Below are 15,301 nucleotides of genomic sequence, written 5' to 3'. Positions count from 1 at the left end.
AAGTGGCAAGGAGCCAACCGTGATCCGCACCCTTCAACCCGGCCAGCGCTGCGAGGTGTGGATCGCGTCGGTGACCGGTCAGGCCGAGCTGGTGTACAGCACCGACGGCGTATTGTTCGAAGCCCCCAACTGGACCCTTGACGGCGGCGCGCTCGTCCTCAACGGCGACGGGAGGTTATGGACGCTGGAGGTCTCGGGCGGTTCGGGCGGCCAGCCCAAGGAGATCCCACTCAGCGGCATCCCGGCCCTGAACAACGACCACGTCCTGGCACCGGGTGGCGAAGGCATCTTCCTCTCCGCCAACGACGGCCATATCTACCGTGGACTGCTGGAGGGTGGCCCCGCTACCAGGATCACGGATGACGACGGCTGCTTCCATTTCCTCCACGGCGTCAGCCCCGATGGCAAGGAACTCGCGTATGTGGGGATCGAAGCCGGCGACTTTACGCAGCCGGGTCGCCTGATGACCATAGCGTCCGACGGCGGTGCTGCCGCCCGGGTCGATGCAAGGCCCCTCGACGTCGGTTCGGGCCACTGCGACGGCCCGGAGTACTCGCCCGATGGGAAATGGCTCTACCTGAACACTGAGTCCTTCACCACGGCGCCCGGCCATGCCCAGCTCGCCCGGATTCGCGTGGACGGGTCCAACTTTGAACAACTCCTCGATTCAGAAACCGTCGACTGGTTCCCGCACCTCTCCCCCGATGGCAGCCACGCCACGTATCTCCGGTTCCCCAGCGGTACTGTTGGCCACCCCGCCGACGTGCCGGTCGCCGTCGTGCTTGTTTCGACCGAGGACTGGACCGTTCCCCTCCATACATGGCCACTCTTCGGTGGCCAAGGTACCCTCAACGTCAACAGCTGGTCGCCGGACTCGACGCACTTTGCGTTCGTGGCCTACCCACTCGCAGACTCAACGAAGGACTAACGACGTGACCTCTCCCTCCCCGATTCGCTGGGGCATCCTTGGCACCGGATTCATCGCTGGCCTGCAAACGCAGGACCTCAACGGGAACGGCTTTACCGTGCAGGCCGTTGGCTCGCGGAACCTTGAATCAAGCAAGGCGTTCGCTGGGCGATACGGTGTGACCACGGCGCACGGGAGCTACGAAGCGCTGGTGGCGGACCATGACGTGGACGTCATCTACATCGCCACACCGCATCCCTTCCACCACGCGAACGCTCTCATGGCGTTGAACGCCGGCAAGCACGTGCTGGTGGAAAAGGCGTTCACCATGAATGCCCGCCAAGCCCAGGAGATCGTAGCTCTGGCCGAAGCCAAAGGCCTGGTGGCTTTGGAGGCCATGTGGACGCGATTCCTCCCCCATATGATCCGCATCCGCGAACTGATCCAGGAAGGCGCCATTGGCGAGGTCCGGAAGGTGGTGGCCAGCCATAACCAGAGCCTGCCCAAGGACCCTGCCCACCGGCTGAACGATCCCGCTCTGGGCGGTGGCGCGCTGCTGGACCTGGGGATCTACCCGATCTCCTTCGCGTTCGACATCCTTGGCACGCCTGCCGCAATCCGGGCAAGCGCGTCCATGACCGCGACGGGTGTGGACCGGCAGACGGCCGCCATTTTTGACTATCCAGGCGGACAGCAAGCACTAGTGGATTGTGAACTCGACGCCGCCAGCGCCAACCGGGCCATGGTGATCGGCACCGAGGGGTGGATCGACATCGAACACACTTGGTACAACCCCGTGCCGTTCACCGTTCATGCCGTTGACGGCAGCGTTATCGAACGGTACGACCAGCCCGTGAACAGCCGGGGCATGCAGTACCAGGCAGCCGAGCTGGAACGCCTGGTCAGGGCCGGTTCCACTGCTGGAACCATCCTGCCGCCGAGCGAGAGCGTGGCCATCATGGCAGCGATGGATGAGATCCGCAGGCAGATAGGGCTCCGCTACGACTCAGACGCCGTCTTGGAAGGAAACGACAATGACTGATTCACCGCGCCTTACCGAGCTCCGCCAGCAGGAAGAAGAGCTGGTCTTCGCCAGCTTCGATCATCACGACGCTTGGCGGCTCGGCTCGCTCATCGCCAACCACGCCATCGCTTCCGAGTTCGGAGTGGCGATCGACATCCGCCGCCACAACATCGTGCTCTTCCGTTGTGTCCTGCCCGGCGCAACGTCGGACCAGGAAGAGTGGATCCGCCGGAAGTCCGCGTCCGTCCTGCGGTTTGAGCACAGCACAGCGTTGCTCTCCGAAGATTTCGCCGCCCGCGGCCACAGCCCTGTAGGTGGGGGCTGGCTCGCCCACGAGGATTACACGCTGGCCGGCGGTTCGTTCCCCGTCCGCGTGCGTGGTGCCGGGGTGGTGGGGGCGGTTACGGTTTCCGGGTTGAGCTCGGACGATGACCACCAACTGGTGGTGGATGGGATCCGGAACTACCTGAAGACGGTTGGGGCTTAGTCGGCTTCAGCGAAACCCTAGACCTTACTTGAACTCACGGATGGTCAGGTTCCGGAATGTGGCCGCTCCTTCGTGGGCGTAGAGGCGGATGCCGTCATCGCCTTCAAGAGGGAAGACCCGGTGCGAGTGCACCACACGCCCGTCGCCGACGAACACCTCCACGCTGGTGCGGTCCACCAGGATGCGTAGCGTGAGTCTCCCTGCGGAGGGGTCTACCGGGGTTTGGGTTTCACCCGCTGTGGGGTTGATCGTGGGGCGGCGGTTGACGTAGGTAAACGGGCCACGCAGGAAGACGCCTGCGGCCACATGCCTGCCTCCATCTGGCGCACGGCATACCTCCAGTCCGAGATTGGCCGGCGGTGCCGCCGGGTCCCAGACCAGCTCGCAGCTCAGATCGTAGGCGTTCGAGCGGATCTTCAGGTCATGAGTACCGGCAACCGCCACATCACCCAGTCGATGTGTGCGCTTCACGTGCTCCCCCAGTGCAGACGTGGGGGTGGATGCGAGGTAATAGGCCCCGTTTCCACGCTTGAGCCGGACATCGCGGACAATCATGTCATCGCCGTTGTAGCCGTCAGTGGCAAGGGTTGGGGTGTTGTGGGGGTAATCCCAGAAATTGGCCCAACCAAGTGCCCGGCGGAGGGTTGGGTCCTCCGCCCCCGACGCATCGTGATGCGGGTACGTCACTGCACCATAGAAATCGAAGCCATAATCGAGCCATTCCGGCTCGGAATGGTCAGGCGTGAAGGAACTGCCGTCGAAAGCCCCAGTCCAATACGCATAAGTCGCTGGCAGTCCGCGGCCCTTGCCGTTGGCGCTGGTGCCCAAGACCCAATGCGAAGTGCCGTCGTCGGCAGTCATCCGAAAGAGGTCAGGGCACTCCAGAAGCCCCAAGTCGCTGCGAAGAAACTCGCCAACACGTTTCCAGGACCGCAGGTCCCGGGAGGCGTAGAAGCCCAGCTTTTGTCCCTCGGCATTCGCCATGAACCACCTGCCACGGTCCTCATCCCATATCACCTTGGGATCACGGAAATCAGGCACCCCCGGGTTGGGCAGTACCGGCGCCTGGCCTCCCGGCTTAAAGGAACGGCCTTTGTCCGTGGAGTACCAGAGGTACTGCGCTTGCCGGCCTTCCGGCGCCTGCGTAACAAGGGCAATGACTGCTCCCGCACCATATCCCGCAGTATTTCCCTCATCCACCACCAGGCATCCGGACCAACAATCACCATTGCCGTTGCTGAACTTCGGTATCGCGACACCACGGTCCCGGAACGCGACGTGATCTGAAGTGGTGGCCCGGCGCCAGGACGTGCCGCCACCACCCGTGATGTAGTCGGCGTTGTACAAGTAGTAATAGTGGTACTCCCCATCCAGGTAGATGGGACGTTGGGGATCGTTTTTCCAGTTGTCGGTCACGCTGAAGTGATAGACGGGACGCATCCGGGACGATCCTTTCGAGGGGTTACCTGCCGCCGAGGCGGGCCCAACGGGGGTGGACAGCGCCAGGGAGCCGCCCAGCGCGGCCGCACCGGCGCCGGTCAGAAGTCCGCGCCGGGAAACTGACAGTGATTTTTCCATGGGTCTTACTTCCGTTCCGGCAAGAGGCTACGGGTCTCTTCAAAGACCCCAGCCATGGTCCATGCATCGAATGAGAGGAGCCGCACCGAACCTTCAGTGGCAGCCAGGGTGACGTGCTCGCCGCCCAAAGTCGGGTAGATACGGGCCGTGAGCGGCTTTCCGTTGGCGAAAATTTCGACGGCGGACCGGTCCACCAACACGCGCAGGCGAACACGACCGTCCGTCATGGGAACGGGGCCGGACTTGTCTTCCACATCAACGGAAGGGTTGAGGCTGCTGCGGGTGCGGTCCAGACGGAGCGTGCCAGCGAGCGTTCCGTCGGCGGGCCGGCTCAGCACGATCAGCGTTTCCTCAGCACCATCCGTGGACACCAGCACTCCGAGCCGAAGCTCTGCACCGGGAGCCAGCTGCACATCCAGCTCAAGGTCCAACTGGTTGCCGGACACTCCCGTTGTCACGGGCGTTCCGTCCCCCACCAACACCTGGGCCGGCACGCTGGCGTGATTTCTGCGCAGTTTCTCGATTTCGGGTAGAGGTGCGAACTCCAGGGTTCCGTCGTTCGCCAAAGTGGTGACACGCGGCAGGCTCATGACCCCGGACCAGCCGGCTTCCACCATTGCCGCATCACTTCGGCCTTCTTGCATCCAGCCGAACATGACACGTCGGCCGGACTGATCCTGGAAAGACTGCGGGGCGTAGAAGAAGCGGCCGCCGTAGTCCAGCCGGTGCAACGCCTCCGGTTCGAAGGTATCTCCGGCGTAGCGGCCTATCCAGTACAGCGGGTGGCGGGTTTCGCCGTCGTCCCATGCAGAGAAGACCAGCACATCCGGCGAGTTGTCAGTCGGTGCAGACCCCAACGTTCCACGACCCGCCCTGAACAAGTCAACGCACTCCCACATGGTTCCGGTCCAGTCAGTGTCCGAGGGATCACCCTGGGACGCATCGCCGATGAACAAGGGGCCGACGTAGTCCCAGGAGCGAAGGTCTGAGGACTCGTATAAGAACGCCGTCCCACCGCGGTGGCGAATGCCTGATCCCACCAACTGTCGCCATTTGGTTCCCTCCCGCCATACGCAGTGGTCGCGATACGCAGTGACCTCCACTCCGCTTGGAGGGGCTGCAATCACGGGGTTCGCGGCTTCCTTGGTCCAGCTCAGCAGGTCCGGTGATCCCACCGCGACACAGGGCAGTTCCTTACCCTCGAACCGCCCTGAGTACACCAAGGTGGGTGTGCCGGCGTCGTTCACCAACACCCCCGACCAGCAGCCCTCAGCGTCCGGTCCTACGGAAGGCTCCAAGGCAACCGGCTGGTCTGTCCAGGTGACGAGATCGGGGCTGGTGGCGTGGCCCCACTGGATGCGATGGTGGAACGCGCCTTCCGGGTTGTACTGGTAGAAGAGGTGGTAGGTTCCGTTCCATTGGCTGACGCCGTTGGGGTCGTTGAGCCAGCCGGCCGGGGAGACAAAGTGGAAGCGCGGCCTCAGCGGATCGGCTTCGGCGCGGGTCACCAACTCATCCTGCGGAACGGTGGCGAGCGGATGGGTCAGTTCAGTCATGCGGAAGCCTCTTCTTGAGCGTTCGACGCCGGGTGGCCGGTTTGGATAGGTTCACTCGCCAGGGCATGGCCACCGGCAGCGGCCCACGGACGGTACAAGTGGCAGCGCACCCAGTGGCGGTTTGCGGGGTCCCCCACCTGATGGCGGACGGGCTCTTCGGCAGAGCAGGCCTGGTTCGGGTCGCCGTCGAACACGCAGTGTGTCGAGGCCATGACCGCCTGCCGCAATTCGGCCCGGCGGACGGGATCGTAAGAGCCTGCCCGGGCCGGATCCGGGACGGCCGAGACCAGGAGTTGCGTGTAGGGGTGCGCAGGGTTGGCCAACAGGTCCAAGGATTCGCCCTCTTCAACGAGCTCACCGGCGAACATGACCGCCGTCCGGTCCGCCAAGTAGCGGGCAGACGCGAGGTCGTGGGTGATGTAGAGCATGGAGATACCTTGCTCGTCGCGGAGCTTGCGCATCAGGTTCAGCACGCCGATCCGGACAGAGACGTCCAGCATGGAGGTAGGCTCGTCAGCCAGGATAACCTGGGGTTCAACGGCCAGGGCCCGGGCTATCGCTACGCGTTGGCGCTGGCCGCCCGAGAGCTCGTGCGGGTATGAGTTCAGCATGTCAGCTTCCAGGCCAACAGTGGTCATAAGTTCTTCGAGCCGCCGCTGGGTCTGCTCCCCGGAACCGCCGCCTTTGCCGTGGATCGCCAAGGAACGCCGCAGGAAATGCTCGATCCTGTGGGCCGGGTTCAAGGAGCCAAAGGGGTCCTGGAACACCATCTGCAGTTGGGATCGAAACGCCCGTGATGCTTGGAAGCGGTCGCGTTTGAGGACGTCGACGCCATCAATGAGGATCCTGCCCGAGCTCGGCTTCTCGAGCCGTGCCACACAGCGAGCCAGAGTGCTCTTGCCGGAACCGGACTCCCCCACGAGCGCCACAATCTCGCCGTTGCCGATGGTCAGATCGATCCCGTGCAGGGCGCGGACAGAATCGCGGGAGAACAAACCACCAATCGGGAAAGTCTTTCCCAGGCCGCGAATCTCCAGGGCAGGGGTGCCGGTCTTGGACACAGCTGAGGGGGCCATCAGGGAGTGGCTCATCGCGCAGCTCCTTCCAGGTTTGCTGAATCAATCACCGAAGCGTCGGAACCAAACGGAGCCACAAAATGGCCGGGTACCACCTCGGTGAGGTCCGGGATGTTCCGGAACTTCACGCCGTCGGGCAGGCCTGTCAGCGGTACGCGGGGCCCAGTGAGTGGCGGAAACGCGCTCATAAGCGCCTGGGTGTAGGGGTGGCGGGGGGTGGCGTAGACGTCCTGGGCTTTTGCGGTCTCTACGATCCGGCCGCCGTACATCACGGCCATGCGGTGTGAAAGCTCCACCATGAGGGACATATCGTGCGTGATGAAGAGGACGGAGAAGCCGAGTTCGCGTTGCAGTTCTTTGATCTGCGCCATGATTTCCTGCTGCACCACCACGTCCAGTGCGGTGGTGGGCTCGTCCAGGATCAACAGTGACGGCTTGAGCGCCACGGCCATGGCAATGACGGCACGTTGACGCATTCCGCCGGAGAGCTGGTGCGGATAGGACTTGAGTCGAGCGGGGTCGATCCTCACGAGCTCCAGCAGTTCACCGGCACGGCGCAGCGATTCCTTGCGGGAGTAACCGGCGTGGGTGGTGAAGATGTCCACGATCTGTTCGCCGATGGTCAGCACCGGATTGAGGGAGTTCATGGCCGACTGGAACACCATGGCCACGTCCTGCCAGCGGAAGCGCCGCAGTTCTTCAGGGCTCATGGCAAGGACGTCCTTGCCGCCGAAGGAAATGCTGCCACCGGCGATCTTTGCGGGATCCTTCAGGAGCCGCATGATCGAGTTTGCGATGGTGGACTTGCCGCAGCCGGACTCCCCCGCCAGACCGAACACCTCACCGGTGCCGATGCTGAAGGAAACACGATCGACGGCGGTGGTAGAGCGGGTGTCGCCGATGTACTTGACCGTGAGGTCCTTGACGTCCAGGACGGGTTCGTGGGATCCGAAGGAAACTTGGGAGATGGTCATTTGGCGGCGCTCGTTTCGGTGTCTTTCGGAGTCTTGATCTTTCGCAGCCGCGGATTAGTGACTTCATCCACGGCGTAGTTGATCAGGGCAAGGGCGAACGCGACCAGCGCGATACATACGCCTGAGGGTACGAAGACCCACCAACTGCCCGTGAGCAGCGCGCCTTCGTTGCCGGCCCAGAAGAGGTTGTTGCCCCAGGAGACCGTGCTGACATCGCCCAGGCCCAGGAACTCCAGGCCCGCTTGGGCGCCAATGCCGTAAATGACGCACGCCAGCAGGGTGCCCATGACGATCGAGGCCATATTGGGCAGGATCTCGCGGAACATGATCCGGCCTGCACGTTCGCCGGACACCACGGCCGCGGCTACAAAGTCCTTGGAGCGGATGGATAGTGCTTGTGAGCGCAGGACGCGGGCTGACCCGGCCCAGCCGGTGACCACGAGAACCAGGATCACTGTGCCCAGACCCGGCGGAAGGAAGGCGGCCAGGATGACCAGGAGTGGGAGGCCGGGCAGAAGCAGGAAAACGTTGGTGACCAAGGACAGTGCTTCGTCAATGAATTTGCCGAAGTATGCCGAAGCAAGGCCAACCAGGATGCCGATAAAGGTGGATGCCAGGCCCACGGTCAGTCCCACGAACAAAGAACTCCGTGAGCCGTGGACGGTCAGCGCGAGCACGTCCTGTCCTTTGGCGGTGGTGCCCAGCCAGTGCTCGGTTGAAGGCTCCAGGGAGGCCATCGCCGTGATCCTCGAGGGATCGCCCGGAAACAAAACCGGTGCCAGCAATGCCAGTGCAATGAAAATGACCATTACGGCCATGCCTGTCAGCGCTTTCTTGTTGCTGATAAGGCCGTGGATGAAGCTGCGGTTGGGCTTGCGGACAGCCTGTGTTGGTGTTGTCTGCTTCAGAAGTGTGGTTGTCATGATCAGTCCTCTAGTTGCTGCGCACGCGCGGGTCGAGGCGGACGTACAGGATGTCCACCAGGAAGTTGGCCAGCAGAACAGCAGCGGTGATGGTCAGGAACAGGCCCTGCATCAGCGGGTAGTCCAGTCCCTGGACGGCGTTGAGGAGCTGGTAGCCGACGCCGGGGTACGCAAACACCACCTCCGTAAGCAGCGCGCCACCCACCACGAATCCCAGTCCCATGCCAAAACTCGTCACCGACGGGAGCATGGCGTTGCGTGCTGCGTAGCGGAGCATGATGCGGCCCGGGCGGAGTCCCTTGGCTTCGGCCATGGTGATGTAGTCCTCGGAATTCGTGGCGATCATGGTGTTGCGCATGCCGAGCATCCAGCCGCCGATGGACACCAGAACGATCGTCAGCGCCGGCAGCACAAGGTGGGCACCGACGTCGCCGATGAACTCCCAGGTGAACGCCGGCTCCAAACCGTCGGTGAAGGCATGGCGGATCGGGAACCAACCCAGCACTACGCCGAACAGGTACAGCGCACCCATCGCAAGCCAGAAGTACGGGAACGAGCCAATGAACACCAGCACGGGCGGAAGCGCGGAGTCGATGGCTCCCCCGCGCCGCCAAGCGGCCAGGATGCCCAGCAGGTTACCCACGACGGCGGCGATCACCAGTGCGGTTCCGCCCAGCAGGAGTGTCCAGCCGATTTGGGACGAGATGACTTCGGTGACCGGGGTGGGGAACCGGGAGATGGACACGCCCATCTGCCCGGTGAAGATGTTGTGCATGTAGTCGATGTATTGCTCCCAAATGGGCCGATCATCAACACCCAGCAGCTTGCGCAGGGCCTCGATCTGTTCAGGTTGCATTCGGTCCTGGGAGCGGGCAAACATGCGGGACACGGGGTCGCCCGGCATGAATCGCGGGAGCAGGAAATTCAGGGTGATGGATGCCCAGAAGGCGATCAGGTAGAAACCCAGGCGGCGCAGGATGAAGCGCACGGTTTCCCTCCATTCGGGAATTGCGGAAATGTGGGGGCACGCCCGGCGGTATTGCCGGGTCAGACGCGAGTGGCCTGATCAGCGGCAGAGGGCCGCCGGGCGTGCATTGTGAGGCCAGCCAGGCACACCTTCGTGGCGGGTGGGACTACTTGCGCGGTTCCAGCGTGGTCAGGACCAGCACCGTCGTAGGTGAACGGACGGAGAGCGTGGCGTAAGGGTTGCCCTCGGTGGGCCAACCGGTGAAGCGGGTGTCATTGAAGGCGCCCCATTCAGGGCCGGAGAACAGCGGCACCAACGGTGCTACGTCGTTGTACTCTTCCTGCAGCTTGTTAGCGATGTCCTTCTGCTTGGACTCGTTGGCCTCCGCAACGAAGTCAGCCAGCAGGGCATCGACCTTCGCATCGCCGAAGCGGTGGTAGTTATCGAATGTCTTCGTGCCTACCGGCTTGACCGTGGAGGTGCCCATGGAGGTGTTGAAGTACTTGTAAGGGCTGGGATCGTTGGCGCTCCAGACGATCCCGGAGTCGAAGTCGCCGGTCTCGTAGCCGGCAACCACTGCAGCCCAGTCAGGGGACTCCACCTTGGCAGTAACGCCCACCTCGGCCAAATTCTGTGCGATCACGTTTGCCACGGACAGCCAATCAGAGGACGTCGCGCCCACGGAGATCTTGAACTCGAAAGGCTTCCCGTCCTTGAACGTGCGCTTGCCGTCAGCTCCCTTGGGGTAGCCCGCCTTGTCCAGGAGCTCGTTGGCCTTTTGGACATCGTGGTTGGTCCACGTGCAGTTGTCCTTGACCTGGGTGTTTTTCCAGGTCTCGTAGTTGCCGGACAACCCGGTGCAGTCGGCCGGCTTGGCGTAACCGCTCATGCCGATCTTTGTGACCTGCTCGCGGTCCACGGCCATGCTCAGTGCTTTGCGGACGTCGACATCGTTGAACGGCGCTTTGGTGGTGTTGAGCTGCCAGTTGATCATGGCACCCGTAGCCGGGAACCAGTACTGCCGGTGTTCCTTGTCTTTGGAGACAAAGGTCTTTTCGATGTTCGGAATGTACTGCGGGGCCCAGTCCACGTCCCCGTTCGCTGCGGCGAGGTTGGCACCGTCGTTGCCTGCGAAAGCGAGCATCTTGATGCCGGCGATCTTCTGCTTCTCAGGCTGCCAGTAGTTGGGGTTCTTCTTCAGCACGAAGGACTGGGCCTGGAAAGTATCAACTTCGGTGTACGGTCCGGTACCGACCGGCTTGGCGTTGGCATCTTTTTCCGGGTCCGGCATAGCCGACCAGATGTGCTTAGGCAGGATGGTGAGTTGGCCGACGTCGTATAGTGCCGGTGACCATGGCTTGTTGAAGTTGAACGTGACCTTATTTCCCTCGGCGGTGACGGTGTCCAGGTACTCGAAGCCACCCTTGATCTTCTTCTGAAGTTCGAACGTGTAGGCAACATCGTCAGCCACGAAAGGCTGCCCGTCGGACCACTTCACACCATCACGGAGGGTGAAGGTGACCGACTTGCCGTCCTCGGCTGCTTTCCACTCGGTGGCCAGCCACGGCACCGTTTCTCCCTTGGCCGGGTTGAAGATCAGGAGGGATTCGTAGATGGACTGCTGAACCATCGGGTTCACCGTGGGAGCGAACGGGTTGAAGTTCTGCACGAACGTGCCCATGTCCTCACGCGGGATAGTGAGGAACGCGCTGGCGTTCGCTCCGGCGTCGGAGGTGCTTGTTTTGGTGACATTGGCCGTGCAGCCGGTGAGCAGCATTGCGCCCACTGCAAGGCTTGCCGCCGTCATCCGGGCAGCCCGGAAGTATCGGGGTTGTGTCATGATGGTTATCTCTTTCCTGTCTTCATCAGCAAGGTGAAGGGGTGGGTAAGGGTTTGCTCTTCGAGGTTGATTTCGCGGTCAGACCGAAGAGCGTTCTAGCAGCGGACAGTCGACCAATTGCTGGTCGGCAAGGATCGGCTGTCCTGCTGTAAGAGCTGCGAGTGTCTGGACGCCCAGGGCGCCCATTTTTTCGAAGGGCAACGCAACCGTGGTCAATTTTGGCCGCAAATAGGCCGCAATGAGTTCCTGGTTGTCGAAGCCGATCACGGCGATGTCTCCGGGGATGGTCAGGCCCCGTTCCTTAATGGCGTCATAAGCGCCCATCGCCATACGGTCGTTGAGGCAGAACAGCGCCGTTGGCCTCTCCTTTTGTGGGTAGCGATCCAGTATCTGGCACGCGGCGTCGTAGCCGCCGTCAGCCGTTGCATATCCGGACACCACCAATTCCGGATCCAGCTCCAGTCCGGCAGCGGCGAGTGCTTCGCGGGCACCCTCCAATCGCCCTACCGCAGCGGGAATCACTGGGTCAAGGTTGATGACTCCGATCCGGGTGTGGCCGGCTTGGAGCAAACGTTCAACGGCGACCCGGCCTCCCCCACGCTCATCAGGGACGATCGAGGGCAGCTTCCCGTCTGCGTCGAAGCAGTTGATCAGGACAGTGGGGACTTCGTTGGCACTTTCGGGGACGTGAACGCCCCGGTGAAAGGTGGCTGCGTAGAGGAGTCCTTCCACCCGTTGTTCCAACAGCTTCTCCGTAGCAGCATCTTCCAGGCCCTCGTTGGGTCCCACGGCATCGGCCTGGTCGGAGGGCGCGATGAGCAGGAACCGGCGGTCAAGCCAGGCTTGGTCCTGGGCTCCTTTGATGATGTCGACGGCGAACGGAGCCGTGACGATCTCCGTCACGATCCCGTACCAATCACTGCGTCGGGATGCCAGCGCACGGGCGCCGGCATTGGGGCGGTAGCCCAATTCCTGCACGGCGTCGTTGATCCGGGTCCGGGTTTCCTCGGAAATACTCGCGTTCTCCCGGTTGCTGAGCACAAACGAAACAGCTGTGCGGGAAACACCGGCGTGCTTGGCGACATCCTTCATGGTGACTCCCCGCTGCTTTACAGCCATGGGGGTGTCTGGGTTGGTGCTTTTCGCCATCGAATGCTCCGGTGTTCTTCACTGATTTGGGTCTGCGCCAAACCTTCTTGTTTGGAAGGCCGGGTGGAAACCCTACGTTGGTAACGCGCGTTACTTCCCGGACATGTGACTCAGGTTACCCGCGTTACTTGGAATCTGTCAACACCCCTGTTCGGCGCGGGAGTTGTTGAATCATCCGATCCGTGGGCGCACTGGGGCCCACTCGCTGGAGGCAGGCCCTGTTTCGGTGTGGAGCCACTCGACTGGAGCCAAACGGCGCACATCTGGTCAAGGGCTCTCTGCTCTCCAGCCAGGCCCAGCAATCACAGTGTCGGTCCCGCCGTGAGGCGTTATGGGCCTGCGTTGGCAACCGGGCCGCTGGTACCTCACCGCCCCTTCAGCACATATCGCCGTTCAGGACGTCCGACGCCGTACTTGAGTCGAACGTCCAAGGCGCCTTCGTCGTGGAGGTACTCAAGGTAGCGGCGGGCACTGACACGGGAGGTCCCGAGTTGTTCGGCAAGCTCAGCGGCTGACAAATCACCCGACGCTGATTTCAATGCGGACTCCACCAGTTCCAGGGTCTCCACGCTGCAGCCTTTGGGCAGGGTCCGCTCGGAACCACTCAGCCCGAAAACTCGGTTGACGTCGGACTGTTCGGCCTCATGTTTCGAAGCATCCAGCCCTTGGTAGGCGCTGAGGTAGTGCTCCAGCCGTTCCTGTAAATCGGACTGGGAGAACGGCTTGATCAGGTAGTGCACAATCCCGCCGCGCAGGGCTTTCCGGACCGTTTCCACTTCCCGGGCGGCGCTGATCACCAGCACGTCCAGGTCCGGGGCGACGTCCCGCAGCTGGTGCATGAGGTCCAAGCCGTTGATGTCTGGGAGGTGTATATCCAGCAGCACCAGATCCGGCTGCAGCCGCCGTGCTTCCGTCAATGCCTGCGCCCCGGTGTGGGCGACACCCACCACCTCGAAGCCGGGAGTCCGCCGGATGAAACCTGCGTGGACCTTGGCCACCATGAAGTCGTCGTCGACAATCAGGACCTTGATCATGTCTTCGCTGCCCCCTTTGTGGAATCTGCATCGTGCTTGGTGAATCGTGCCGTAAAGACTGCACCGTTGTCATTGGCCACCGTCAAGTCTCCACCGGATCGTCGGCAAATCACCCTCGAGAGCGCCAATCCGAAGCCCCTGGCATCGCCCTGACCCGGTTCCTTCGTCGAGAAACCCTGGCGGAAGATGTCCTCCGTGGAGCCGGAGGGCACCCCCGGGCCGTTGTCCCGGACGGTGACCGCGACCCCGTCCTTTGAGTCGACCACCAGCACCCGCACCGACGCCCCCGGAAGTCCGGTGACGGCGTCGAACGCGTTATCCACCAGGTTTCCCACCACGGTGGTGACGTCCCGGGAGAGTTCATCCTTGACGCGCGACAGCGCGGACTGTGGGTCCAGTTTGAGTTCCGCACCACGCTCGGTAGCCAGGCTGGCTTTGGCAATCAGCAGTGCTGCGAGCGCAGGGTCCTCGATCCGGCTGGTGACGTCGTCGTTGAGCCGCGTCCTGTCCACGGTGGCGCCGTTGACGAACTGGACTACGGAGTCGTATTCGCCAATCTGGATGAGACCGGAGATCACGTGGAGCTGGTTGGCGAACTCGTGTGCCTGTGCCCTCAAGGTATCGGTGACAGTACGGGTAGCGCCGAGTTCGCGCTCCAGGGACGAGAGCTCTGTCCGGTCCCTCAGCGTGGTGACGGAGCCGATGTCGCGGCCGTGCGAGCGGAGAGCAACACGGTTCATGACCACCAGCCGCTCCCCCACCAGTACCAGTTGATCCGGGTCTGACTGTTCGCGGGTGAGGACCACCTTCAATGCCGGATCGACGTGCAGGGATCGCAGCTTCTTCCCTACGCAATCCGGTGGAAGCCCGAGGAGTTGCCGGGCGCTCTGGTTGGCCACCGTGATGCGCTCGTGGGGATCCAGGGCCACCACGCCCTCCTTCAGTCCCTGCAGCATTGCTTCGCGGTTCTCCACGAGGCCCGTGATTTCCCGAGGCTCCATACCGAGGGTCTGCCGCTTGACGCGCCGGGACAGCAGGAATGAACCTGCAACACCCAAGACGCTGGCCACGCCCAAGTAGGTGAGCAGGTTGGGAACGGCGTCCCCAAGACGCTCGATGGTGGATGGATAATTGCGGCCGATGGAGGCTATGCCGATCATGGTTCCGCTGTCATCCAGAACGGGGACGTGGGCGGACAACACCGCACCGCTGCTACCGGACAGGACACCGGTCCAGGCACGCCCTTCCATGACCCTGCTTTCACCCAAGGGCAGCGGCTGGCCCAGGAGGCTGGGATCGGAAGAAGCCACCACCGTGCCGTCGAGCTTTGCCAGGGCAACATGGGATGAGCCTGAAACGGTACGGACAGATTCCGCAACAGCCGGGAGCGCTGAGCCAACCCGCGGTTCCGCCTCCGGCAGCAAGGCCCGTACTGCCGGGTTGTTGCCCAGTGCCTCTGCGGCGGACAACGCCCGGCGGCCCTCAGTCCGCTCGAATGCGGCAGCTGATTGGGCCAGGGAGATGGCAACGACTGCTACAAGAACGGCCAACACGATCAGCAACTGCAGCACAAGGTACTGCCCTGCAAGGGACATGCCTCTTCGTTGAGGCAGTCGAGTCAGTCGAGTCACTGCTGGGTTCCTTTGATGGTGCCAGTGAGGGGGCGGGCAACAGCTTCCCCCGTGGCGTATCGGAACTATACCCCAGCGGCACGGAAGACCAGCTCAGAGGTCCAATCCCGTGAACGCAATGAACTTAAAGATCACTGCGAACACAAGAGTGATAG

Annotated in this window: 13 protein-coding genes; 3 read left to right on the top strand and 10 right to left on the bottom strand. The window is 62.6% G+C overall.

The genetic code is table 11. The features are described 5' to 3' along the window. The first annotated feature begins 19 nt into the window (after positions 1-19). From FQP90_RS11385 to FQP90_RS11375, 3 genes are read left to right on the top strand one after another with little or no spacing between them, the layout of a single operon-like run. Positions 20-928, top strand: a complete 909-nt coding sequence (locus FQP90_RS11385) for a TolB family protein (RefSeq protein WP_144650246.1) — start codon at positions 20-22, stop codon at positions 926-928. Positions 929-932: 4 nt separating this feature from the next. Beyond that, a complete protein-coding gene (locus tag FQP90_RS11380) occupies positions 933-1,949 on the top strand; it encodes a Gfo/Idh/MocA family protein (RefSeq protein ID WP_144650244.1) in 1,017 nt (338 codons plus the stop codon). Continuing rightward, a complete protein-coding gene (locus FQP90_RS11375) occupies positions 1,942-2,418 on the top strand; it encodes a heme-degrading domain-containing protein (protein ID WP_144650243.1) in 477 nt (158 codons plus the stop codon). The genes FQP90_RS11380 and FQP90_RS11375 overlap by 8 nt, the downstream gene beginning before the upstream one ends. Before the next feature lie 24 nt (positions 2,419-2,442). Here the strand turns inward: FQP90_RS11375 and FQP90_RS11370 are convergent, their stop codons facing one another. From FQP90_RS11370 to FQP90_RS11325, 10 genes are all read right to left on the bottom strand, one after another. Further along, positions 2,443-3,858, bottom strand: a complete 1,416-nt coding sequence (locus FQP90_RS11370) for a glycoside hydrolase family 32 protein (RefSeq protein WP_144650407.1) — start codon at positions 3,856-3,858, stop codon at positions 2,443-2,445. A gap of 143 nt (positions 3,859-4,001) precedes the next feature. Beyond that, entirely contained in the window at positions 4,002-5,552 is a 1,551-nt protein-coding gene (locus FQP90_RS11365; protein WP_144650241.1) for a glycoside hydrolase family 32 protein, read from the bottom strand. Continuing rightward, positions 5,549-6,643: an ATP-binding cassette domain-containing protein gene (locus tag FQP90_RS11360; RefSeq protein ID WP_144650239.1), complete on the bottom strand. Its 1,095-nt coding sequence runs from the start codon at positions 6,641-6,643 to the stop codon at positions 5,549-5,551. The genes FQP90_RS11365 and FQP90_RS11360 overlap by 4 nt, the downstream gene beginning before the upstream one ends. Beyond that, on the bottom strand, positions 6,640-7,602 hold the full coding sequence (locus tag FQP90_RS11355; protein WP_144650238.1) for an ABC transporter ATP-binding protein: 963 nt from the start codon (positions 7,600-7,602) through the stop codon (positions 6,640-6,642). The genes FQP90_RS11360 and FQP90_RS11355 overlap by 4 nt, the downstream gene beginning before the upstream one ends. Continuing rightward, on the bottom strand, positions 7,599-8,525 hold the full coding sequence (locus FQP90_RS11350; RefSeq protein WP_144650236.1) for an ABC transporter permease: 927 nt from the start codon (positions 8,523-8,525) through the stop codon (positions 7,599-7,601). Before FQP90_RS11350 ends, FQP90_RS11355 begins: the two co-directional genes overlap by 4 nt. 10 nt (positions 8,526-8,535) lie before the next feature. After that, a complete protein-coding gene (locus FQP90_RS11345) occupies positions 8,536-9,513 on the bottom strand; it encodes an ABC transporter permease (protein ID WP_144650234.1) in 978 nt (325 codons plus the stop codon). Between the two features lie 145 nt (positions 9,514-9,658). Continuing rightward, positions 9,659-11,332 carry an ABC transporter substrate-binding protein gene (locus FQP90_RS11340; protein WP_144650232.1) on the bottom strand — a complete coding sequence of 558 codons (1,674 nt, stop codon included), beginning with the start codon at positions 11,330-11,332 and terminating at the stop codon, positions 9,659-9,661. 78 nt (positions 11,333-11,410) lie between these two features. Beyond that, the gene (locus FQP90_RS11335) at positions 11,411-12,481 is read right to left on the bottom strand and encodes a LacI family DNA-binding transcriptional regulator (RefSeq protein ID WP_144650230.1); all 1,071 of its coding nucleotides are present in this window, start codon (positions 12,479-12,481) and stop codon (positions 11,411-11,413) included. A gap of 365 nt (positions 12,482-12,846) precedes the next feature. Continuing rightward, positions 12,847-13,515: a response regulator gene (locus tag FQP90_RS11330; RefSeq protein WP_144650228.1), complete on the bottom strand. Its 669-nt coding sequence runs from the start codon at positions 13,513-13,515 to the stop codon at positions 12,847-12,849. Then, the gene (locus FQP90_RS11325; protein WP_144650404.1) at positions 13,512-15,110 is read right to left on the bottom strand and encodes a sensor histidine kinase; all 1,599 of its coding nucleotides are present in this window, start codon (positions 15,108-15,110) and stop codon (positions 13,512-13,514) included. The genes FQP90_RS11330 and FQP90_RS11325 overlap by 4 nt, the downstream gene beginning before the upstream one ends. Between the last annotated feature and the right edge of the window lie 191 nt (positions 15,111-15,301).

The sequence above is a fragment of the Paenarthrobacter nitroguajacolicus genome, from assembly GCF_007786235.1.
Lineage (GTDB): Bacteria > Actinomycetota > Actinomycetes > Actinomycetales > Micrococcaceae > Arthrobacter > Arthrobacter nitroguajacolicus_A.
This window is presented reverse-complemented; position numbering and strand designations above follow the sequence as displayed.

Coding starts and splice junctions, on each gene's coding strand:
- FQP90_RS11375 (WP_144650243.1), top strand. CDS start 1,942: ATGACTGATTCACCGCGCCTTACCGAGCTCCGCCAGCAGGAAGAAGAG.
- FQP90_RS11370 (WP_144650407.1), bottom strand. CDS start 3,858: ATGCGTCCCGTCTATCACTTCAGCGTGACCGACAACTGGAAAAACGAT.
- FQP90_RS11365 (WP_144650241.1), bottom strand. CDS start 5,552: ATGACTGAACTGACCCATCCGCTCGCCACCGTTCCGCAGGATGAGTTG.
- FQP90_RS11360 (WP_144650239.1), bottom strand. CDS start 6,643: ATGAGCCACTCCCTGATGGCCCCCTCAGCTGTGTCCAAGACCGGCACC.
- FQP90_RS11355 (WP_144650238.1), bottom strand. CDS start 7,602: ATGACCATCTCCCAAGTTTCCTTCGGATCCCACGAACCCGTCCTGGAC.
- FQP90_RS11350 (WP_144650236.1), bottom strand. CDS start 8,525: ATGACAACCACACTTCTGAAGCAGACAACACCAACACAGGCTGTCCGC.
- FQP90_RS11340 (WP_144650232.1), bottom strand. CDS start 11,332: ATGACACAACCCCGATACTTCCGGGCTGCCCGGATGACGGCGGCAAGC.
- FQP90_RS11335 (WP_144650230.1), bottom strand. CDS start 12,481: ATGGCGAAAAGCACCAACCCAGACACCCCCATGGCTGTAAAGCAGCGG.
- FQP90_RS11330 (WP_144650228.1), bottom strand. CDS start 13,515: ATGATCAAGGTCCTGATTGTCGACGACGACTTCATGGTGGCCAAGGTC.
- FQP90_RS11325 (WP_144650404.1), bottom strand. CDS start 15,110: ATGTCCCTTGCAGGGCAGTACCTTGTGCTGCAGTTGCTGATCGTGTTG.